Below are 21,494 nucleotides of genomic sequence, written 5' to 3'. Positions count from 1 at the left end.
GACGGGGACTACCGCCGGCGAGCGCGGAGGCGCACACTGGCGCCATGCTCGGCAGGCGGGCGGTGGCGATCGTGGTGTCGGCGGTGCTGGCCCTCACCGTGATGGGCTGCGTCCCCGAGGCGCCGGTCGAGCCGGGCTCGAGCGCGAGCCCCACCGCGCCAGGACCGAGTGCTGCAGCGCCGAGTGCTGCAGCACCGAGCGCCGGCCCGAGCGCGACCTCCGCGCCCGAGCCGACGCCGCTGAGGCCCACCCCGCCTCGCCCGACCGCCACCGGACCCGTCGTGCCGTCGCCGCCGCAGCCGTCGCCCGGCGTCGACCCCCAGCCGACCTCCCCGCCGCCGGCGCCCAGGCCGACCGCGCCCAGGCCGCCGGCGCCGAGCCCGCCAGCGCGCCCGACGCCCTCCGCGACCGCGCCGCCCGCCGCGGTCGTCCCCGCCGCGTGGCGCGGCCGCGACGTCGAGCGCATCCTCACCGACCGGCGCGTCGTCGCGCTCACGTTCGATGCCGGAGCTTCCGACGCGGGGCTGGCTCCCATCCTCCGCACCCTCGAGCGCGAGGGCGTCGCTGCGACGTTCTTCGTCACCGGCGCCTTCGCCCGCGCCCACCCACAGCAGGTGGCGGCGATCGCGGCGGCCGGCCATCCGGTCGGCAACCACAGCGACACGCACCGGTCGCTGCCCGACCTCACCGACGCGCAGATCGCCGCCGATCTGGCCCGCGCGGAGGCGGCGATATCGGCAGCGACCGGGCGCCCCGCGAAGCCGCTGTTCCGCTTCCCGTTCGGCGCGCGCACGCCGTACGACATCGGCGTCGTGAACGATCTGGGCTACGTGCCCTTCCGCTGGAGCGTCGACTCGCTCGGCTGGCGCGGCACGAGCCAGGGCGGCTCCGCCGCGGCGGTCGCCGACCGAGTGGTGGGCGCCGCCCAGCCGGGCATGATCGCGCTCATGCACGTGGGCGCGAACCCCGACGACGGGACGACGTTCGACGCGGACGCGCTGCCGTCGATCATCGAGCGGCTGCGGGCGGCCGGCTACAGCTTCATGGACCTCGACGGCGTCGTGCGCTGAGCGGGACGGCTGCGTGCGGCGCGCGTCACGCGCCCAGCCGCGCGCCGATCGCGCCGATCGTGCCGTCGATCGCGACGCCCGAGCCCGCGCGCGGCGCGCCGCCCGGCGGCAGCTGCCGCTGCGAGCCGTCGGCGCCCACGGCGATCGGGGAGGGGCCGGCCCACGCGATCGCGAGCCCGATCTCTCCCTTGAGCAGCCGGTGCGCCTGCACGCCGCCGGTGCCGCGACCCTTCGGCGGGAACTCGGTGATCGCCGACACTTTGACGCGCGGCTCGTCGAGCCCGGCGAGGGTCTCGGCGGCGGCGGTGACGGTGACCACCTCGGCGGCCTCGTCGACGGCGCCGGCGAACCGCACCGACGCATCCGCCTTGAGGCCGATGCCCTTCATGCCCGCGGCGCCCGCGCCCTGCGGGTTCACCGCGGCGGCGGGGAAGCGCAGCAGCTGCGCGTCGCTCGTGATCAGCACGATCCACGCGTGGTCCGGCGCGGGGGCGATGCCCACGACCCGGTCGCCGGCCTTGAGCGCGATGACGCTCTCGCGGTCGCGGTCACGCAGGTCGGCGGGCACGATGCGCTTGACCGTCCCGTTCGCGGTCGCCACGAGCCACGGCTCGCGGCTCGCGAGGTCGATGAGCGCGACGTGCTCCTCGCCCCGCTCGAACGCGCCGAGCTCCTTCACCTTGATGCCCGCGGTGAGGCCCACGGATGCGGGGGGCACGCTCGGCAGGTCGGCGGGGGTCAGGCGCAGCACGGCGCCCGACGAGGTGACGAGCCCGAACGTGCCGCGCGTCGTCGTCGCGACCGACGAGCGGATCGCGTCGTGCCGGCTGCGGCGCGCGGGCACCGGCACCGGCTCGTCGCCGTCGACGCGCACGACGCGGCCGGTCGCCGACAGCAGCACCGTCGTCGGCGCATCCGCGATCTGCAGGCTCGCGGCGATCTTCGCCGCCGAGGCGCGGCCGGTCGTCTGCTGGCCGTTCGCCTCCGTCAGCAGCGTGCGGCGGGGCGTGCCGAAGCGCTCGGCGACCTCGTCGAGCTCGTCGGCGACCACGCGGTGCAGGGCGCTCTCGCTGCCGAGGATGCGCTCGAGCTCGGCGATCTGCGCCTGCAGCTCGTCGCGCTCGGCCTCGAGCTCGATGCGGCTGAAGCGCGTGAGCCGACGCAGGCGCAGCTCGAGGATGTACTCGGCCTGCGCCTCGGACAGGTCGAAGATCTCCTGCAGCCGTCCGCGCGCCTGCTCCGAGTCGTCGGAGGAGCGGATGACCTGGATGACCTCGTCGATGTCGAGGATCGCGATCAGCAGGCCCTCGACGAGGTGCAGGCGCTCGCGCTTGCGGGCGAGGCGGTACTCGCTGCGGCGGCGTACGACCGAGACGCGGTGGTCGAGGTAGACCCGCAGCAGCCCCTTGAGCCCGAGCGTCTCGGGCTTGCCCTCGACGAGCGCCACGTTGTTGATCGAGAAGCCGTCCTCGAGCGGCGTGTAGCGGTAGAGCTGCTGCAGCACCGCATCCGGGTCGAAGCCCGTCTTGATGCCGATCACGAGCCGCAGGCCGTGCTTGCGGTCGGTGAGGTCCTGCACGTCGCTGAGGCCCTGCAGCTTCTTCGACTGCACGCCGTCCTTGATCTTCTCGATCACGCGCTCGGGGCCCACCTGGTACGGCAGCTCGGTGACGACGATCTGGGTCTTGCGCCCGTGGCGCTCGATCGACGAGCGCGCGCGGGTGCGGAACGAGCCGCGGCCGCCCTCGTACGCGTCGCGGATGCCGTCGAGACCGACGATGACGCCGCCGCCGGGCAGGTCGGGGCCGGGCACGTGGCGCATGAGGTCGGCGGTCGTCGCGTCGGGGTGCGCGAGCAGGTGCTTTGCCGCCTGGACGACCTCGACGAGGTTGTGCGGCGCCATGTTGGTCGCCATGCCGACCGCGATGCCGCTCGCGCCGTTGACGAGCAGGTTGGGGTAGGAGGCCGGCAGCACGTCGGGCTGCTGGTACGAGTTGTCGTAGTTCGGCACGAAGTCGACGACGTCCTCGTCGAGCCCGTCGGTGAGCGACAGGCCCGCGGCGGCGAGCCGCGCCTCCGTGTAGCGCGCCGCGGCGGGCCCGTCGTCGAGGGAGCCGAAGTTGCCGTGCCCGTCGACGAGCGGCAGGCGCAGCGCGAACGGCTGCGCGAGGCGCACGAGCGCGTCGTAGATGGCGGTGTCGCCGTGGGGGTGCAGCTTGCCCATGACGTCGCCGACGACGCGAGCGCTCTTCACGTGCCCCTTGTCGGGGCGCAGCCCCATCTCGGACATCTGGAACAGGATGCGTCGCTGCACGGGCTTGAGCCCGTCGCGGGCGTCCGGCAGGGCGCGCGCGTAGATGACGGAGTAGGCGTACTCGAGGAACGAGTCCTGCATCTCGCTCGTGACGTCGACGTCGTCGATGCGCTCGCTGGGGACGAGATCGCCGGATGCGGGAGGGGCGGGTGTTGCAGTCATAGGCTGAAGGAATGCTACCGACCAGGGCGCCCGGATCCCGGAGCCTTGCCGACGTGCTGCGCAGTTCGTCGCTCGCGATGCGCGGCGAGCGCAACCCGCTCTCGCTCCCGCCTGTGGAGGGCGCCGTGGTGCTGCTCGTCGACGGGCTCGGGTCGGCGCAGCTCGGGCAGCGCGCCGGCCACGCGCGCACGCTCGCGACCGCGCCGGGAGGCTCGCTCGACGCCGGCTTCCCGTCGACGACGGCGGTGGCGCTGGCGAGCCTCATGACGGGGGCGCTCGCCGGTGAGCACGGCATCGTCGGCTACGACGCGCTCGTGCCCGGCCACGGCGTGCGCAACCAGCTGCGCGACTGGGGCGGTCCGATGGATCCGCTGCGCTGGCAGCGCCTGCCGACGCTGCTCGAGCAGACGCCCTCGATCGTCATCGGCGAGCAGAAGCACGCGGCGAGCGGCTTCACCCAGGCCGTGCTGCGCGGCGGCGAGTACCGCGGTGCGCGCACCCTCGCCGAGCGGTTCGCGCTCGCCCGAGACGCCGCTCGCGAGCGCGTGCTCGTCTACCTCTACGTGCCGGAGCTCGACCGCATCGGGCACGACGACGGCTGGCAGAGCGACCGCTGGGTCGACGCGCTCGAGCAGCTCGACGGCGCGGTGCGCGACCTCGTCGCGGGGCTGCCGCGCCGGACGGGCCTCGTCGCGACCGCGGATCACGGCATGGTCGACGTCGACGCATCCGGCCACCTGATCGTCGAGCCCGCGCTGCTCGACGGCGTCGCCCACGTCGCCGGCGAGCCGCGCTGCCTCCAGCTGCACCTCGCCCCGGGCGGGTCGGCGGATGCGGTGGCCGGCGCGTGGCGCGCCTGGCTCGGCGACGCCGCGTGGGTCGCGACGCGCGACGAGGCCACGGCCTCGGGCTGGTTCGGCGAGGTGCACCCCGACGTCGCGCCGCGGCTGGGCGATGTGTTCGTGGCGAGCCGCGGCCGACGCGCGATCTACCTCGACGCGGCGGACCCCGCCCGCGGCATGATCGGCCAGCACGGCTCGCTCACGCCCGACGAGCTGCGCGTGCCGCTGCGCCGCTTCGGCGCCTTCGCCTGAGGGCGCCCGAACGCTCGAGGGGCGTCACAGCGCATGCGCCGTGACGCCCCTCGAGCGGTAGGTGAGTGCTTACGGCTGGAAGAACATCTCGTCGGCGATGAAGCCGGGCTGCACCCGGATCAGGGCCGCCTCGCCGTCCGGCACGGTGAAGGCGACCGAGCCTGTGGACGAGGCGCCGCTGAAGAGCTCGTCGGCGCCGATGCTGTCGTCGAGCAGTACGGGGTTGTCGAAGGCGTCGATGACGTTGCCGCCCTCGGTCACGAGGTCGACCATGACCATCGCGGCGTAGCCGGAGTCGTCGCCCGTGTAGGTGACGGTGTACGTGACGATCTCGTAGTGCGAGCCGTCGGGTGCCGGGTCGTTCACGCCCCCACCCATGGCGCCCGCGACGGTTTCGGCCGCGGCAGCGTCGTGGGAGTCGACGGTCACCGTCCACTCGTCGCTGCTGATGGTGCTGCCGATCGGGAGCGGGTTCTCACGCGTACCCTCCTCGCCGGTCGCTGCATCTCCCTGGTCGGCGGCGGGGGCGGCGCCCTCATCGCTCGCGCCCTCGACCTCGGCCGGCTCGACGACGGACGTCGACTCGTCGAAGGCGTCGTTGAAGGCGGCGGCGGCGACCGCGAAGAACACGACGACGCCGACGATGGTGCCGACGACCGAGATGATCAGGGCGGCGATGCCCATGCCCTTGGCCTTGTCGCGCATGAACAGCGACACGATGCCGAGGATGAAGCCGATGGGCAGCAGCACCCAGCCGACGATGAGCGCGCCCGGGATGCAGGCGAAGATGAAGCCCACGATGGCGACGATCATGGCGACGAGGCCGAGGACGTTGCGCGACTTCTTCGTCTCGACGGGCGCGGGCGGGCCGAAGGCGGGCTGCTGGCCGTACTGCGCCGGAGCAGGCTGGTAGCCCGGCGCAGGTGCGGCGGGCGGGACGGAGGAATCCTGCGCAGCAGGATTCGGCGTGGAGGGGTGGTGCTGGGACATGACCGCTATTCTGCGCGATCTGCAACTCTCTGGCTCTGAACTTCACCGAAACCTGAGGAACGACACGCCGGTGCGCAGCGACGCGGCGACGCGGCGTGGCTCGGGGGCGGCCGGGTCTCGTGACGCGTGCCCGCTGCGCGGGCGCGCTCCTCGACCCTGAGCCCTCCGCGCTCACCGCGACGGTGAGCTCCGGGCTCAGAACCGCACGACCTGGCGGATCGCCCGGCCGTCGGCGAGGGTGTCGAGCGCCTCGTTGAGGTCGTCGAGCGCGATCTCGCTCGTGACGAGCTCCTCGACGGGCAGGCGTCCCTCGCGCCACAGCTGCTCGTAGCGCGGGATGTCGCGCGACGGCACCGCCGAGCCGAGGTACGAGCCGATCACCGTGCGCGCCTCGGCCGTGAGCGTGAGCGGCGACACCGACGAGCGGGCGTCCGGATGCGGCAGGCCGACGGTCACGGTCGTCCCGCCGGGCGCCGTGAGCGCGAGCGCGGTCTCGAACGCCTTCGGGTGGCCGGCGGCCTCGACCACGACGGGAGCGCGGAGGCCCTGCTCGATCGCCTCGTCGGGGGAGAGCGCGACGTGCGCGCCGAGCTCCCGCGCCCGGTCGAGCTTCGCCGGCACCGCATCCACCCCGATGACGCGGCCCACGCCGAGCGAGACCGCGGCGAGGAGTGCGGCCATGCCGACCCCTCCGAGCCCGACGATCACGATGTCGTCGCCCTCGGCGGGCCGGCCGGCGTTGATGACCGCCCCACCGCCCGTGAGCATCGCGCAGCCGAGGACCGCCGCGACCTGCGGCGGGACGTCGTCGCCGACGGGCACGACCGAGCGACGGTCGACGACCGCGTGGGTCGCGAAGGCCGAGACGCCGAGGTGGTGGTGCACCCCAGCCGCGCCCTCGTGCAGGCGCCGGCCGCCGCCGAGCAGCTCGCCGGCGCCGTTCGAGGCGGAGCCGCGCTCGCAGGGCAGCCGGCCGTCGGTCGCGCACGCGGCGCACTCGCCGCAGCGCGGCAGGAAGGTCGTCACCACGCGCTGCCCCGCGACGACATCGTCGACCCCGTCGCCGACCGCCTCGACGATGCCGGCGGCCTCGTGGCCGAGCAGCATCGGCACGGGTCGCGGTCGCGCGCCGTCGACGACCGAGAGGTCGCTGTGGCAGAGCCCCGCCGCCTCGATGCGCACGAGCAGCTCGCCCGGGCCCGGCGGATCGAGCTCGAGCTCGACCAGGTCGAGCGGCCGCGACTGCGCGAAGGGTCGCTCGGCGCCGATCGCGCGCAGCACGGCGCCCCGGATGCGCATCAGCGGCCGTCCCAGCCCGCGACCGTGCCGTCGGGCGACGTCTCTCGCACGACGAGCGTGCAGTCCTTGCCGCCGAGCCCGTCGTCGAGCAGGCGCTGCAGCTGATCGCGGATGAGCGTCGCGGCAGGCACGCGGACGCCTGCCGCCTCGGCGCCCGCGACGGCGAGCGTGATGTCCTTGTGGCACAGCATCGCCGAGAACGACGCATCGAAGTTGTGGTTGGCCGCTGCGCCCGGCACGACGCCCGGCACCGGGTACCAGGTGCGCAGCGCCCAGCTGTCGCCGGAGGAGACGCGCGCGACGTCGAAGAAGGCCTTGGCGTCGAGCCCGAGCTGCTGCGCGAGCTGCGCGCCCTCGCTCATGCCCAGGATCGAGATGCCCAGCATCATGTTGTTCACGAGCTTCGCGGCGATCCCGTGCGTGGCCTCGCCCACGACCATCACGTTGCCGGCCATGGGCAGCACGACCTCGCGCGCGTCGGCCACATCGGCCTCGTCGCCGCCGAGCATGAAGGTGAGCGTGCCCGCCTCGGCGCCCTGCGTGCCGCCGGAGATGGGGGAGTCGACGAACCGGAAGCCGCGCGAACCCGCTTCGCCGTGCGACCAGCGCGAGGTCTCGATGTCGACCGTCGAGGTGTCGAGGATGAGGGTTCCCGGGGCCGCGTGGTCGAAGACGCCGTCGGGGTCGGCGAGCACCGACCGCACGTGCTCGCCCTTCGGCAGGCTGAGGATCACGACCTCCGCGCCCTCGACCGCCTCCGCGATCGAGCCGACGGCGTGCACGCCGTGGTCGGCGGCCGCCGCGCGCAGCGCGTCGACGACGTCGTAGCCGCGCACGTCGTGGCCGGCGCTGACGAGGTGGGAGGACATCCGGCTGCCCATGTTGCCGAGTCCGATCCAGGCGATTGACGTCATCGTCGATTCCTTCCGAGGTGAGGGTTCCACGCTATCCCCTCCGACGCGGAGCGGGCGGCGAGGAAGCCCTCGCCGCCCGCCCGCTCAGGGGTCGATCCGTGGATCAGGCGGTGCCCTTCTCGCTCGCGATGCGGCGACGGTCCTCGTCGTCCACGTCGTGCAGCGAGATGCCCTTGGTCTCCTTCAGGGCGAAGACCGCCACGAGCGTGATCGCGCACGCGACCACGAGGTACACGGCGACCGGCACGTGCGAGTCGAACTCGCGCAGCAGCGCGGTCGCGATGACCGGCGCGAGCGAGCCCGCGACGATCGACGTCACCTGGTAGCCGAGCGAGACGCCCGAGTAGCGCATGCGGGTCGGGAACAGCTCGGCCATGATGGCCGGCTGGCCGGCGTACATGAGCGAGTGGAACGCGAGGCCCAGGATGATGCCGCCGAGGATGACGAAGTCGTTCCCGGACTGGTACATCGGGAAGGCGATGAAGCCCCACGTCGCGCCGAGGATCGCGCCGACCATGTAGACGCGCTTGCGGCCCACGGTGTCGACGAAGCGGCCCACGATCGGCACGAAGATGAAGTGCGCGACGTGCGCGATCGCCAGGAGGCCCAGGATGCGGGCGACGTCGTACTCCAGGAACTCGCGCAGGTAGACGATCGAGAACGTCACGACGAGGTAGTAGAGGATGTTCTCGGCGAAGCGCAGGCCCATGGCCGTCAGCACGCCCTTGGGGTAGCGCTTGAGCACCTCGAGCACGCCGTAGCCCTGCGACTTCGACTGCGCGACCTCCTCGCGGACCTCCTGGAAGATCGGAGCGTCCTCGATGCGCGTGCGGATGTAGTAGCCGACCGCGACGATGACGACCGAGAGCCAGAACGCGATGCGCCAGCCCCAGCCGAGGAACTGCTCCTCCGAGAGCACCCACTGCAGCACGAGCAGCACGACGGTCGCGAGCAGGTTGCCCGCCGGCACCGCGGCCTGCGGCCACGACGACCAGAAGCCGCGCTCCTTGTTGGGGGAGTGCTCAGCGACGAGCAGCACGCCGCCGCCCCACTCGCCGCCGACCGCGAAGCCCTGGAAGAAGCGCAGGATCACGAGCAGCGCCGGAGCCCAGTAGCCGATGACGTCGAAGGTGGGCAGGCAGCCCATCAGGAACGTCGCGACGCCGACGAGGATGATGGCGAACTGCAGCAGCTTCTTGCGGCCGAACTTGTCGCCGAAGTGGCCGAAGACGATGCCGCCGAGCGGGCGCGCGACGAAGCCGACGCCGTAGATGAGGAACGCGTTGATGATGCCGGCGTACGGGTCGTCGCTCGGCGGGAACATGATGATGTTGAAGACGATCGTCGACGCCGTGGCGTACAGGAAGAACTCGTACCACTCGACGACGGTGCCCGCCATCGCCGCAGTGACGACCTTTCCGAGCCCCTGGCGCGAATTGTCGCGCGACGTGTCTGTGACGGACTGGGTCATGCCTACCTCCTCGTAGGTGCACGGGACTGTGCCGACGGGCAACATAACATGACGATCGGTTCAGGTGCGCACGGCGTGCGGCGTGGCGCGACGACGGAGGGCGCCCCCGCGGGGCGCCCTCCGTCATGCGTGCGGATGCGGTTCAGTCGTCGGTGCGGGACCCGAAGACGATCTCGTCCCAGCTCGGCATGGCGGCACGCGAGCCGCGCTTTCGCCCGCCGACGGGGCCGGTCGCGCGCTGCGGCCGCTGGGGCTGCTCGTGCTCGAGCGGCTCGATCGCGGGCTCCGGTGCGGCGTCCACGGGCGACGGGTCGTGCTCGGCGCTGCGCAGCGCCGCCTCGCGCTCGCTGCGGCGGCGGCGGAGCGCGTCGAGCAGCTCGGCGGTGTGGTTGGGCTGCGCGGCGGCGGCCGGCCGGTTGATCGCGGCGGCCTGCACGTTCTCGGGCTGGCTCCCGACCTCGCCGCCTCGCCGCCGCAGCCACGGGTTGTCGGCCTTCGTCGGCTCCGGCCGGGCGCTCGGCGCGTGCTCGGGCACCGCCGCCGAGGCGACCGCCTCCTCGAGCCCCATCCCGGGCTCGACCGGTGCCGGCGTCGACCGCACGGCGCCGCGCTGGATGCGGAACGCATCCGAGTCGAAGCGGCCGGTGTCGCGCGCGGCGTCGTGGGAGGGCAGCTCGGCGCGCTGCGAGATCGGGGGAGCGCCGCCGGCATCGGTGGCGGGCGATGCGTCCGGCGCCTTCGCGGCGGCATCGGGGCGCGACTGGCGGTCGATCGCGCGCAGTCGGGGCACGAGGACGCTCGTCGCGTCCCCCGTCTGGCTCAGCGAGGTCGCCTCCTTGCCTCGCGGCGTCAGCGTCGCCTTCTTGGGCTCGTAGCCCCAGACGGCCTCGTGCTGGATCGCCTCGGTGGTGAAGCGCAGCCGCACCGTCCACGCGCCGCCGTCGGCGTCCTTCCAGGCGGCCCACGCGCGGTCGGATGCCCGCAGGTCGTCCAGGCGCTCGTCGATCGCCGCGCCGAAGGTCGTCTCGCCCGCGAGCGGGTCGATGTCGCCGGAGGCGACCGGGATCGACAGCGCGGAGTCGAGCACGTGATCGCGCTCCGCGACGACCGGTCCCTCGAATCGCTCGACGTACGCGAGCTCCTCGCCGGTCGAGGACGCGACCTCCTCGGCGGTCATGCCGCCACGGATCAGCGCCTGGATCTCGCGCGGCGTCGCCTTGCGCTCGCGGTGCGGGATGGCCGCCGGCGGCTTGCGGTGCTCGGGCAGGTCGTCGACGCGCACGCGGAAGCGCTCGCCGGACTCCGACTCGAGGATGAGCACGTCGTCCTCGACGCCGATGACGCTCAGCTGCTGCATGATTCGTCGGTCCTTCCTGGCGTGATCTGGATGGGTCGTCAGCATCCCACGCAGCTCCGGCCGGGCTCGGGAATGGAGCGGGCGCGCCGTGCGTTCCGTCGGAAGCACCGCCTGTCGGTGCCGACCGCCGCGGTCAAGGAGCACGCCCCGCCAGATATCTGATTTGCCCCGGATGCCGGATTCGTGCAGAATGTGCGCCGACGCCGCCCCACCACCCCCCAGCAAGGAATGCCCTGATGGCCACCGATTACGACGCCCCGCGCAAGACCGACGACGAGAACGAGTCGATCGAGGCGCTGAAGGAGCGAGTGCCGTCGAAGAGCGTCGCGACGGACGACGACGCCGACAACCCCGGCAGCTTCGACCTCTCCGCCGCCGACCTGGCCGACGTCGAGCTCGACGTCGTCGTGCTGCCGCCGCAGGAGCACGAGTTCACCTGCGTGAGCTGCTTCCTGGTGAAGGACCGCCTGCAGTTCGACCACGAGACGAAGCTCGGGCCGATCTGCCGCGAGTGCGCCTGACGCGGACGGGCAAGACCCGGCCGGCCTGAGCTCCACGACCCGAGCCGTCGCGACCAGAGCCGTCGTCGCCTGAACCGGCCCGCTCAGCGCGCCCGCCGACGAGTCGTCAGCCGACGGGCGAGCGCCGCCCTAGCGCGAGCGCTGCGCCGCGGTGATCGCTGCCGCGAGCTCCCGCGGCCTGCGGGTGCTGACCACCCACGCGGGCGTCGGGTCCTGCTCGTCGGTGACCGCGACGCGCACGACCGCGCGGGTCCAGGGCGAGATCACGTGGTGATCCGCGGGATCCCAGCCTGCGCGCAGCGCGGCCCTCGCCGCATCGCCGTCGAGCGCGACCGGCTCGCCGAGGTCGTCGACGTCGATGTGCGCGCGGCCGGCGCGCAGCTCGCCCGCGCGCACCTCGAGCACCGGAGCGCCGATGAGCAGCGCGGCCACGATGCCGCCGTAGAGGACGATCGCCACCGCGATCCCAACTCCGATGCTCACGGGCAGGAAGACCAGCAGGGTCGCCGGCACGATGAGCAGCAGGACGACGGGCAGCCACCACGGCGGCACGAGCCGCTCGCGGTACGAGGGGGCGGATTCCATGTCCCCATCATCCCGCGTCCGCCGACGAGTGTTCGCCGGGCGCCCGAGCCTCGGATAGCCTCGGGTGCGATGGAGCAGGTCGAAGTCCTCATCACCGGAGCACCGGTGCCCGCCTACGCGCACCCGGGCGACGCCGGTGCCGACATGCACGCCGCCGAGAGCGTCGTGCTCGCGCCGGGCGCGCGCGCCCTCGTGGGTACCGGCGTCGCGATCGCGCTGCCCGACGGCTACGCCGCCTTCGTGCACCCGCGCAGCGGCCTCGCGCACAAGCACGGGATCACGATCGTGAACGCGCCCGGCACCGTCGACGCGGGCTACCGCGGCGAGATCAAGGTCAACCTGCTCAACACCGGCAGCGAGCCGCACCGCATCGAGGTCGGCGACCGCATCGCCCAGCTCGTGGTGCAGCGCGTCGAGCGCGTCCGCTTCATCGAGGTGGAGCGCCTGCCGGGATCGGATCGAGGCGAGCGCGGGCACGGATCGACCGGCCACAGCGCGGCGCCGGAGGGGATCGCACGATGACCGACGTCACCGCCGGGCAGGAGCCCGAGCAGGAGCTGCCGCAGGACGACGAGGAGCTCGTCCCCAAGAGCGCGCCCGCCGACCGCCCCGAGGTCGGCCCGCTCGACGAGTCGGAGGCGCCCGTGCGCCCGTACGTCGATCTCGGCGGCCTGCGCATCGTGCCGCGGCCCGGCATGCAGATGCGGCTCGAGGTCGAGGAGAAGACCAAGCGGATCGTCGCCGTCACCCTCGAGCACGACGGGTCGACCGTGCAGCTGCAGCCGTTCGCGGCACCTCGCAGCGAGGGCATCTGGGCGCCCGTCCGCTCGGTGCTGCGCGCGCAGCTCGAGCGCCAGGGCGCGGCGGTCGACGAGGCTGAGGGCCTGCTCGGGCCCGAGCTCCGCGCGCGACTGCAGTCCGGTCCCGACGGCGCCCCGCGCGCGGTGCGCATCATCGGCGTCGACGGGCCGCGCTGGATGCTCCAGGGCCTCATCGGCGGGCGCGCCGCGGTCGACGACGACCGGGCCGCCGCGGCGATCGAGCTCTTCCGCTCGACCGTCGTCTGCCGCGGCAGCGACCCCATGCCGCCCCGCGAGCTCATCCCGCTGCGCGCACCGAAGTCGGCGTGAGCGAGCCGGGCAGCCCGCAGGGGCCCGAGCAGGGGCCCGCGGAGCCGTCGTTCTCGGAGCAGGTGGGCGACGCGATCCGCAGCTCGAAGCTCGGCCGCCTCGACCCCGCCGCGAAGCCGTCGCCGCACGCGCTGCTCGAGGCGATGGGCGGCGCGCGGGGGCTCATCGAGTCGCTGCTGCCCGGCATCCTCTTCCTCGTGCTCTACGCCACGACGAAGAGCGTGCTCGTCTCCGTGCTCGTCCCCCTCGTCGTCTCGATCGGCTTCGTCGCGTGGCGCGTGCTGCAGAAAGGGCAGCCGGTGCTGGCGTTCGCGGGCCTCATCGGCGTCGGCATCTCGGCGGCCGTCGCGCTCATCACGGGGCAGGGCGAGGACAACTTCCTCTGGGGCTTCACGGTCAACGCGGTCGTCATCGTCGTGCTCGTGGTCAGCATGCTCATGCGGCGCCCGCTCGTCGGCGTGATCGCGGGGGCGCTCACCGCGACCCCGTACGCGTGGCGCACCGAGCGCGCCAAGCGAGCGGTCGCGTGGCGCGGCACCGTGCTGTGGCTGCTCGTCATCGGCGCGCGCCTCGCCGTGCAGGTGCCGCTCTACCTCGCGGCCGAGGCGGACGTGCCGGGATCGATCGAGCTGCTCGCGGCGGCCAAGCTCGTCATGGGCGTGCCGCTCTACCTCGCGGCCCTGTGGGTCACGTGGCTCATGGTGCGCACCGTGCTCACCGAGCACGACGGCGACACGCGTGATGCAGCGCCGGAGGACGAAGCGCGCTAAGGTATCTTGACGTCAAGATATCTTGGCCCGGGCCGCCCCACGGCGATGACCCGAGGCATACACTCGAGGCGCAGCCAGCGCATCCCGTGAGACACAGAGGAGTCACGATGGCGAACCCGAACAGCTTCGACAGCAAGAGCTCGCTGTCGGTCGGAGGCACCGACTACACGCTCTACCGGATCGACAAGGTGGCGGGGCACGAGCGCCTGCCGTTCAGCCTCAAGGTGCTGCTGGAGAACCTGCTCCGCACCGAGGACGGCGCGAACGTCACGAGGCAGCAGATCGAGGCGCTCGGCTCGTGGGATGCGAACGCGGAGCCGAACGTCGAGATCCAGTTCACGCCGGCCCGCGTCGTCATGCAGGACTTCACCGGCGTGCCCTGCATCGTGGACCTCGCCACGATGCGCGAGGCCGTCGCCGAGCTCGGCGGCGACCCGACGAAGATCAACCCGCTCGCGCCGGCCGAGCTCGTCATCGACCACTCGGTCATCGCCGACCTCTTCGGCAGCGCCGACGCGTTCGAGCGCAACGTCGAGATCGAGTACCAGCGCAACGGCGAGCGCTACCAGTTCCTCCGCTGGGGCCAGACGGCCTTCGACGACTTCAAGGTCGTGCCCCCGGGCACCGGCATCGTTCACCAGGTCAACATCGAGAACCTCGCGAAGGTCACGTACTCGCGCGAGTTCGACGGCGAGCTCACCGCCTACCCCGACACGGTCGTCGGCACCGACTCGCACACGACGATGGTCAACGGCCTCGGCGTGCTCGGCTGGGGCGTCGGCGGCATCGAGGCGGAGGCGGCCATGCTCGGCCAGCCCGTCTCGATGCTCATCCCGCGCGTCGTGGGCTTCAAGCTCACCGGCGAGATCGCCACGGGCGTCACCGCGACCGACGTCGTGCTCACGATCACCGACATGCTGCGCAAGCACGGCGTGGTCGGCAAGTTCGTCGAGTTCTACGGCACCGGCGTGGGCGCGGTGCCGCTCGCCAACCGCGCCACGATCGGCAACATGAGCCCCGAGTTCGGCTCGACGGCCGCGATCTTCCCGATCGACGACGTCACGCTCGACTACCTGCGCTTCACCGGGCGCGACGAGCAGCAGGTCGCGCTCGTCGAGGCCTACTCGAAGGAGCAGGGCCTGTGGCACGACCCGTCGGTCGAGCCGGTCTTCTCCGAGTACATGGAGCTCGACCTCGGCACCGTCGTGCCGTCGATCGCCGGCCCGAAGCGCCCGCAGGACCGCATCGAGCTCTCGCGCGCGAAGGAGCAGTTCGCGAGCGACATCGCCAACTACGCGACGCCCTCGACGAGCCACGACATCGTCGACCTCGAGTCGAAGCACTCGTTCCCCGCATCCGACCCCGGCACCGTGCCCGGCGAGGAGGAGGACGACACCCGCGAGGTCCACATCAACGGCGGCGGTCCGACCGAGTTCTCGAAGCCGGTCACGGTCTCGACGCCCGAGGGCGAGTCCTACACGCTCGACAACGGTGCGGTGACGATCGCCGCGATCACGTCGTGCACCAACACGTCGAACCCCTCGGTCATGCTCGCGGCGGGCCTGCTCGCCCGCAAGGCGATCGAGAAGGGCCTCAAGGCGAAGCCGTGGGTCAAGACCACGCTCGCGCCCGGCTCGAAGGTCGTCACCGACTACTACGACAAGTCGGGGCTCACGAAGGACCTCGACGAGCTCGGCTTCTACACGGTCGGCTACGGCTGCACGACGTGCATCGGCAACTCGGGCCCCCTCATCGAGGAGGTCTCGGCAGCGGTCAACGAGCACGACCTCGCCGTGACCGCGGTGCTCTCGGGCAACCGCAACTTCGAGGGCCGCATCAACCCCGACGTGAAGATGAACTACCTCGCGTCGCCGCCGCTCGTGATCGCCTACGCGCTCGCCGGCACGATGGACTTCGACTTCGAGAACCAGCCGCTCGGCAAGGGCAAGGACGGTCAGGACGTCTTCCTCGCCGACATCTGGCCCTCGGCCGACGAGGTGCAGGCGACGATCGACTCGTCGATCGACACCGAGATGTTCACGAAGCAGTACGCCGCCGTCTTCGACGGGGACGAGCGCTGGCAGAGCCTGCCGACGCCCGACGGCGACGTCTTCGAGTGGGACGAGCAGTCGACCTACGTGCGGAAGCCCCCGTACTTCGAGGGCATGACGATGGAGCTGACGCCGGTCACCGACATCCAGGGTGCGCGCGTGCTCGCTGCGCTGGGCGACTCGGTCACGACCGACCACATCTCGCCCGCGGGCGCGATCAAGGCCGACAGCCCCGCCGGCCGGTACCTCACCGAGCACGGCGTCGAGCGCAAGGACTTCAACTCCTACGGCTCGCGCCGCGGCAACCACGAGGTCATGATCCGCGGCACGTTCGCGAACATCCGCCTGAAGAACCAGCTGCTCGACGGCGTCGAGGGCGGCTTCACGCGCGACTTCACGACCGAGGCGGGCGAGCAGACGTCGATCTACGACGCATCCGTCAACTACCAGGCGCAGGGCACCCCGCTCGTCGTGCTCGGCGGCAAGGAGTACGGCTCGGGCTCGAGCCGTGACTGGGCCGCGAAGGGCACGAACCTGCTGGGCGTCAAGGCGGTCATCACCGAGTCGTTCGAGCGCATCCACCGCTCCAACCTCATCGGCATGGGCGTCGTGCCGCTGCAGTTCCCCGCGGGCGAGTCGTGGGCGTCGCTCGGCCTCGACGGCACCGAGTCGATCTCGATCACGGGCCTCGAGGAGCTCAACGAGGGCCGCACGCCCAAGACGGTCCACGTCGTCGCCGAGCCGACCGCGCACAGCCCCGAGGGCAAGCAGACGGTCGAGTTCGACGCCGTCGTGCGCATCGACACCCCGGGCGAGGCCGACTACTACCGCAACGGCGGCATCCTGCAGTACGTGCTGCGCTCGCTGGTCTGACCCGCGTGCCCGACGGCCCCGTCTCCTCGAGAGGCGGGGCCGTCGGCGTGCGGCGCGGACACAGGGCCGCGGATGCGTGCGCGGGCTACGATGGACGGGTTATGGCGATCCTCGAGCAGATCACGGGCCCGCGCGACCTCGACCGGCTGTCGAAGGCCGACCTGCAGCGCCTCGCCGCCGAGATCCGGTCCTTCCTCATCCGCGAGGTCGCCCGCACGGGCGGCCACCTCGGCCCCAACCTCGGCGTGGTCGAGCTGACGATGGCGATGCATCGGGTCTTCCGATCGCCGCGCGACGCGTTCGTGTTCGACACCGGCCATCAGTCCTACGTGCACAAGCTGCTCACCGGGCGCCAGGACTTCTCGCGTCTGCGCCGCAAGGGGGGCCTCGCCGGCTACCCGCAGCGCGCCGAGAGCGAGCACGACATCGTCGAGTCGAGCCATGCGTCCTCGTCGCTGTCCTGGGCCGACGGCATCAGCCGGGCCTTCGACCTCACCGGGCAGCACGACCGCAGCGTCGTCGCGGTCGTCGGCGACGGCGCGCTCACGGGCGGCATGACGTGGGAGGCGCTCAACAACATCTCCGACGACAACCGACGCAGGCTCGTCATCGTCGTCAACGACAACGGCCGCTCGTACGCGCCGACGATCGGCGGCATGGCGCGCTTCCTCAACGGCGTGCGCACGCAGCGCTCCTACACGACGCTGCGCGGCACCTCCGAGCGCGTGTTCTCCCGCTTCGGGCGCCCGGGCCGCGCGCTCTACCGCGGGGTGCGGGGCGCGACCCACGGCTTCCTGACGCGCTTCGTCAACAACGAGGTGCTGTACTCCAACCTCGACATCAAGTACCTCGGGCCGATCGACGGCCACGACCTCGACGCGCTCGAGGAGGCGCTGACGCAGGCGCGCGACTTCGGCGCGCCGGTCATCGTGCACGCGATCACCCAGAAGGGGCAGGGCTTCGACCCGGCGATCAACGACGAGGCCGACCAGTTCCACGCCGTCGGCCAGATCGACCCGGAGACGGGGGAGTCGATCGCGAGCGCAGGCCGGCCGGCCTGGACGTCGGTGTTCGCCGACGAGCTCGTGCGGATCGCCCGCGACGACCGCCGCATCGTCGGCATCACGGCTGCGATGCTGCGGCCCACCGGACTCGACCGGCTCGCGGCGCTCGACGCCACGCGCGTGCTCGACGTCGGCATCGCCGAGCAGCACGCGGTCACGACCGCGGCAGGTCTCGCGTACGGCGGCCTGCACCCGGTCGTCGCGATCTACGCGACCTTCATGAACCGCGCCTTCGACCAGGTGCTCATGGACGTCGCGCTCCACAAGGCGGGCGTGACCTTCGTCCTCGACCGCGCCGGCGTCACCGGCCCCGACGGGCCGAGCCACCACGGCATGTGGGATCTCGCGCTCCTCCAGTTCGTGCCCGGCATCCGCCTCGCCGCGCCGCGCGACGCCGCTCGCCTCGAGGAGGAGCTGCGCGAGGCCGTGCTCGTCGACGACGCGCCCACGGTCATCCGCTACCCGAAGGGCTCCGTGCCGCCGCAGCTCGATGCGCTGCACCGCACCGACGACGGCGTCGACGTGCTCGTCGAGGCCGAGCGGCGCGACGTGCTCATCATCGCGATCGGATCGTTCGCGCACCTCGGCGTCGACGTCGCGGAGCGCGTGCAGGCGCAGGGGATCGGCGTGACGGTCGTCGACCCCCGCTGGGTCGTGCCCGTGGCCGACTCGATCATCGACCTCGCGCGCGAGCACCGCATCGTCATCACCCTCGAGGACGGCGTGCGCGTCGGCGGCATCGGCACGCGCGTGCGGCAGGAGCTGCGCGCGGCGGGCGTCGACACGCCCGTCGACGAGCTGGGCCTGCCGGATGCGTTCATCGACCACGCCGATCGCGGCGAGATCCTCGAGGACGCCGGCCTCTCTGCCCAGACGATCGCGCGCAACATCGTGCACCAGGTGCTCGGCACCGGTCGCCTGCCGGTCGCCCGGCAGCTGCCCGGCGAGCACGAGGTGCGCATCGAGCACCCGGGCGAGCCCGCCCCGCAGCCGAGCGCCGACTGAGGCTCTCCACAGGCGGCCGACGCCGGGGAGCGGCCACCGCACGGGATGCGGTTGGCTCGCGCCCATGGACGACACCCCCGCTCTCCCCGGCTCGCTCGGCGAGGTCGCCGCGCTCGTGCAGCACGGCATCGTGCGCCGCCTGTGGATCTTCCTGATGGACGACGTCGGCGTCCTGCAGCCCCAGCTGCAGCAGATCGATGGCACGCCCGTCACGCCCGACGCCTACGCCGTGCTCGCGCTGCGGCGGATCCTCGCGCTCGTGGCCGAGCCGGGGACGTCGATCGTCGTCGTGCTCGAGCGCTCCGGCAGCGCCGCGCCGACACCGGATGACTGGGCGTGGCGCGACGCCGCCGTGCGCGCCGCGCGCGAGCAGGCGCTGCCGCTCGACGGCGTGCTGCTCGCGCATCGGGACGGCGTCGGGCCGCTCGAGCCGGAGGCGCCGCGTACGCTGGCCGCATGACGTGGCTGCGCGCGCCTGGGCCTGACGACGACAAGCGATCGATGGGCGTCCTGGGCGTCGTGACGGGGTCGGTGCGCTATCCCGGCGCGGCGGTGCTCGGCGTGGAGGCGGCGTGGCGCACGGGCGTCGGCACGGTGCGGCTCTGGGCCCCGCGGCGCGTGCAGGACCTCGTGCTCGCGCGGCGCCCCGAGACGGTGTGCCACGCGCTCGACGAGCCGCCCGAGGGTGTCGACGCGTGGGTGCTCGGCTCGGGGCAGGACGCGCGCGAGCGCGACGAGGCGCTGCGGGCACTGCTGCGCGCGTGCCTCGGCGGCGGCCGCCCGGCCGTCGTGGACGCCGGAGCGCTCGACCTCGTGCCGGGACACGAGGGTCCCGCGGTCGTGACGCCGCATGAGGGCGAGCTCGCCCGCATCCTCGGCCGCGAGCGGGATGCGCTCGGCGACCGGGATGCGGCCGCGGGGGAGGCGGCTCGCGCGCTCGACGCGATCGTCGTCGCGAAGGGCGTGCCGACGTTCGTCGCGACGCCGGCCGGCGCCCTGACGACGGTGCATCCGCCGACGCATCGCCTCGCGACCGCCGGTACGGGCGACGTGCTCGCGGGCGTGCTCGGTGCCGTCGTCGCCGGCAGCGCGCGCGAGGCGGCGGACCCCGGAGCGCTCGCGTCGATGGCCGCCCTCGCGGTGCGTCTGCACGGCGCCGCGGCCGCCCTCGCCGCCCAGGGCGGCCGGTCGGTGACAGCGCTCGACGTCGCCGAGCGGCTCCCGGAGGCGGTCGCGGCGGCGCGCGCGGACTAGCGGTCGGCGGCCTCCTCCGCCGCGGCGCTGCCGGCCGTGTGTGCGTCGATCGCGTCGGCGGGCAGGAGCAGGAAGGCCGTGCGCACGAGCTCCCGCACGCGGGGGAGCAGGTCGTCGGCGAGCGCGCGCTCGTCGACCTCGAGCAGCTGCGCGATCGCGCTCACGAGGCGCCTGACGGGCAGCTCGCCGTCGCTCGCGCCGACGAGCGCCGCGAGCGCGGTGTCGACCGAGAGCGTGCGCGCGAGCGCACCGCCCTGCCGCAGCTCGATGACGTTCGGGCCGTCGGCCCCGGGCAGCTGGTGGCGCGCCTCGGTGACGTCGCGCGCGGTCACGAGGCACTGCTCGGCGAGCGCCGCGTCGTCGAGCGCGGCGAGCCGCTCGGCGTCCTCGAGCGCGGCGGCGAGATGGGCGCCCGCGTGCTCGAGCTGCACGGGCTGGGGGATGCGCTCGGCTCGCGCGAGCGACGGCGTGCCGTGCGGACGCCGCAGGGCGAGCCAGCCCATGCCGACCGAGACCACGCCGCGCGCGCCGAAGTCGTCGAGCCACGCGCCCAGCATCCCGTCGTGCGCGGGATCGCGAGGCAGCGTGCCGCCGTCGCGCAGCCACAGCTCGGCGTAGGCGACCGGATCGAGCGACTCGCGCTCGAGCACCCACGCGTCGAGCTCGCCGCTCGCCCATCCGAGGGCGCGCCCGATGCCCGGCTCGTCGCGCGTCGACTCCCAGTTGCCGAGCAGCCGCGCGTGCCCGCCGGGGCGCAGGTGGGCAGCCGCGCCCGCGACGACCTCGTGCATGAGCGCATCGCCCGTGCGGCCGCCGTCGCGGTACGCGTAGGCGGGCACGCCCTCGGCGCGGGGCGTGATGACGAACGGGGGGTTGGATGCGACGAGGTCGAAGCGCTCGTCCGCGACGGGCTCGTAGAGCGAGCCGAGCCGAGTCTCGATGCCGTCGACGCCGTTGAGCGCGGCGTTGAGCCGCGTGTAGGCGAGCGCGCGCTCGGAGACGTCGGTCGCGACCACGCGCGCGGCCCGGCGCCGGAGGTGCAGGGCCAGCACCCCGCATCCGGTGCCGAGGTCGAGCGCGTCGCCCGCAGGAGCGTCCGTGACGGGCGGCAGCAGCGCGGCGAGCGTGCGTGCGGCGCCGCCCACCCCGAGCACGTGGTCGTCCGGCAGCGGGCGCACGCCGGCGAGCTCATCCGGGTCGCTCGCGATCCACCACTCGCCCTCGCCGCCCGCGTCGCGCCAGCGATGCGGGCGGATCGTCATGCGGGGCTCGAGTCGGCCGTCGCGGCGCGCGACGAGGCCGAGAGCGACCGCGCCCTCGACGCCGAGCGACGGCAGCGCATCCGCGAGCTCGTCGGGCTCGACCGCGTCGCCGAGCCACAGCGCGCGCACGAGCGTCGCGAGCGGCCCAGGCGCGGCGAGCGCAGCCCGCCTCGCGGGCGCGGCGAGCATGCGCCCGAGCGCGGCGTGCGCGTCGTCGCCGAGCAGCGCGCCGACGCCCTCGTCCGTGAACCCCGCGGCTGCGAGGTCATGGGCGAGGGCGTCGACACGGGCGGAGTCCATCCCGCCAG

At 73.2% G+C, this 21,494-nt stretch carries 18 protein-coding genes; 10 read left to right on the top strand and 8 right to left on the bottom strand.

Annotation, left to right across the window (positions count from 1 at the left end; genetic code table 11):
• Positions 1 to 44 precede the first annotated feature (44 nt).
• A complete protein-coding gene (locus tag BLT67_RS01570) occupies positions 45 to 1,070 on the top strand; it encodes a polysaccharide deacetylase family protein (protein ID WP_197674426.1) in 1,026 nt (341 codons plus the stop codon).
• A 25-nt stretch (positions 1,071 to 1,095) separates the two neighbouring features.
• On the opposite strand, the gene BLT67_RS01565 is transcribed toward BLT67_RS01570, so the two are convergent.
• Positions 1,096 to 3,546 (bottom strand): DNA gyrase/topoisomerase IV subunit A, encoded by a 2,451-nt coding sequence (locus BLT67_RS01565; protein WP_092665269.1) that lies wholly within the window; start codon positions 3,544 to 3,546, stop codon positions 1,096 to 1,098.
• Positions 3,547 to 3,599: 53 nt separating this feature from the next.
• Between BLT67_RS01565 and BLT67_RS01560 the strand changes: the two genes are divergently transcribed.
• Positions 3,600 to 4,640, top strand: coding sequence for an alkaline phosphatase family protein (locus tag BLT67_RS01560; RefSeq protein WP_231945535.1), 1,041 nt, complete (start codon positions 3,600 to 3,602; stop codon positions 4,638 to 4,640).
• A 69-nt stretch (positions 4,641 to 4,709) separates the two neighbouring features.
• Here BLT67_RS01560 and BLT67_RS01555 read toward each other — a convergent pair whose 3' ends face one another.
• The 5 genes from BLT67_RS01555 to sepH all read right to left on the bottom strand — a co-directional run bounded on the left by BLT67_RS01555 (position 4,710) and on the right by sepH (position 10,671).
• Positions 4,710 to 5,630 carry a DUF4352 domain-containing protein gene (locus BLT67_RS01555; RefSeq protein WP_231945534.1) on the bottom strand — a complete coding sequence of 307 codons (921 nt, stop codon included), beginning with the start codon at positions 5,628 to 5,630 and terminating at the stop codon, positions 4,710 to 4,712.
• A 195-nt stretch (positions 5,631 to 5,825) separates the two neighbouring features.
• Positions 5,826 to 6,929 (bottom strand): alcohol dehydrogenase catalytic domain-containing protein, encoded by a 1,104-nt coding sequence (locus tag BLT67_RS01550; protein WP_092665262.1) that lies wholly within the window; start codon positions 6,927 to 6,929, stop codon positions 5,826 to 5,828.
• Entirely contained in the window at positions 6,929 to 7,843 is a 915-nt protein-coding gene (locus BLT67_RS01545) for an NAD(P)-dependent oxidoreductase (protein ID WP_092665257.1), read from the bottom strand. The genes BLT67_RS01550 and BLT67_RS01545 overlap by 1 nt, the downstream gene beginning before the upstream one ends.
• Before the next feature lie 103 nt (positions 7,844 to 7,946).
• Complete coding sequence (locus BLT67_RS01540; RefSeq protein WP_092665254.1) at positions 7,947 to 9,314, bottom strand: MFS transporter; 1,368 nt, start codon at positions 9,312 to 9,314, stop codon at positions 7,947 to 7,949.
• A gap of 142 nt (positions 9,315 to 9,456) precedes the next feature.
• A complete protein-coding gene (sepH, locus tag BLT67_RS01535; protein ID WP_092665251.1) occupies positions 9,457 to 10,671 on the bottom strand; it encodes a septation protein SepH in 1,215 nt (404 codons plus the stop codon).
• A gap of 236 nt (positions 10,672 to 10,907) precedes the next feature.
• Between sepH and BLT67_RS01530 the strand changes: the two genes are divergently transcribed.
• Complete coding sequence (locus tag BLT67_RS01530; RefSeq protein ID WP_092665248.1) at positions 10,908 to 11,192, top strand: DUF4193 domain-containing protein; 285 nt, start codon at positions 10,908 to 10,910, stop codon at positions 11,190 to 11,192.
• A gap of 129 nt (positions 11,193 to 11,321) precedes the next feature.
• On the opposite strand, the gene BLT67_RS01525 is transcribed toward BLT67_RS01530, so the two are convergent.
• Positions 11,322 to 11,777 (bottom strand): DUF3093 domain-containing protein, encoded by a 456-nt coding sequence (locus BLT67_RS01525; RefSeq protein ID WP_092665245.1) that lies wholly within the window; start codon positions 11,775 to 11,777, stop codon positions 11,322 to 11,324.
• Between the two features lie 69 nt (positions 11,778 to 11,846).
• On the opposite strand from BLT67_RS01525, the gene dut reads away from it, so the two are divergent.
• From dut to BLT67_RS01490, 7 genes are all read left to right on the top strand, one after another.
• Positions 11,847 to 12,299 carry a dUTP diphosphatase gene (gene dut / locus BLT67_RS01520; protein WP_092665242.1) on the top strand — a complete coding sequence of 151 codons (453 nt, stop codon included), beginning with the start codon at positions 11,847 to 11,849 and terminating at the stop codon, positions 12,297 to 12,299.
• Positions 12,296 to 12,907 (top strand): DUF3710 domain-containing protein, encoded by a 612-nt coding sequence (locus tag BLT67_RS01515; protein ID WP_092665239.1) that lies wholly within the window; start codon positions 12,296 to 12,298, stop codon positions 12,905 to 12,907. Before dut ends, BLT67_RS01515 begins: the two co-directional genes overlap by 4 nt.
• Positions 12,904 to 13,677 (top strand): DUF3159 domain-containing protein, encoded by a 774-nt coding sequence (locus tag BLT67_RS01510; RefSeq protein ID WP_092665236.1) that lies wholly within the window; start codon positions 12,904 to 12,906, stop codon positions 13,675 to 13,677. Before BLT67_RS01515 ends, BLT67_RS01510 begins: the two co-directional genes overlap by 4 nt.
• A 107-nt stretch (positions 13,678 to 13,784) precedes the next feature.
• A complete protein-coding gene (acnA, locus tag BLT67_RS01505) occupies positions 13,785 to 16,601 on the top strand; it encodes an aconitate hydratase AcnA (protein ID WP_092665233.1) in 2,817 nt (938 codons plus the stop codon).
• Between the two features lie 101 nt (positions 16,602 to 16,702).
• Complete coding sequence (dxs, locus tag BLT67_RS01500) at positions 16,703 to 18,670, top strand: 1-deoxy-D-xylulose-5-phosphate synthase (protein WP_092665230.1); 1,968 nt, start codon at positions 16,703 to 16,705, stop codon at positions 18,668 to 18,670.
• Between the two features lie 64 nt (positions 18,671 to 18,734).
• Positions 18,735 to 19,130: a hypothetical protein gene (locus tag BLT67_RS01495; RefSeq protein WP_092665227.1), complete on the top strand. Its 396-nt coding sequence runs from the start codon at positions 18,735 to 18,737 to the stop codon at positions 19,128 to 19,130.
• The gene (locus BLT67_RS01490; RefSeq protein ID WP_092665223.1) at positions 19,127 to 19,924 is read left to right on the top strand and encodes an ADP-dependent NAD(P)H-hydrate dehydratase; all 798 of its coding nucleotides are present in this window, start codon (positions 19,127 to 19,129) and stop codon (positions 19,922 to 19,924) included. Before BLT67_RS01495 ends, BLT67_RS01490 begins: the two co-directional genes overlap by 4 nt.
• Here the strand turns inward: BLT67_RS01490 and BLT67_RS01485 are convergent.
• Positions 19,921 to 21,486, bottom strand: coding sequence for a class I SAM-dependent methyltransferase (locus BLT67_RS01485; protein WP_092665220.1), 1,566 nt, complete (start codon positions 21,484 to 21,486; stop codon positions 19,921 to 19,923). The genes BLT67_RS01490 and BLT67_RS01485 overlap by 4 nt on opposite strands.
• Positions 21,487 to 21,494 lie beyond the last annotated feature (8 nt).

Source organism: Agrococcus carbonis, from assembly GCF_900104705.1.
Taxonomy (GTDB): Bacteria; Actinomycetota; Actinomycetes; order Actinomycetales; family Microbacteriaceae; genus Agrococcus; species Agrococcus carbonis.
The sequence above is the reverse complement of the archived record's forward strand: the minus strand, read 5'-3'. Positions and strand labels throughout refer to the sequence as shown.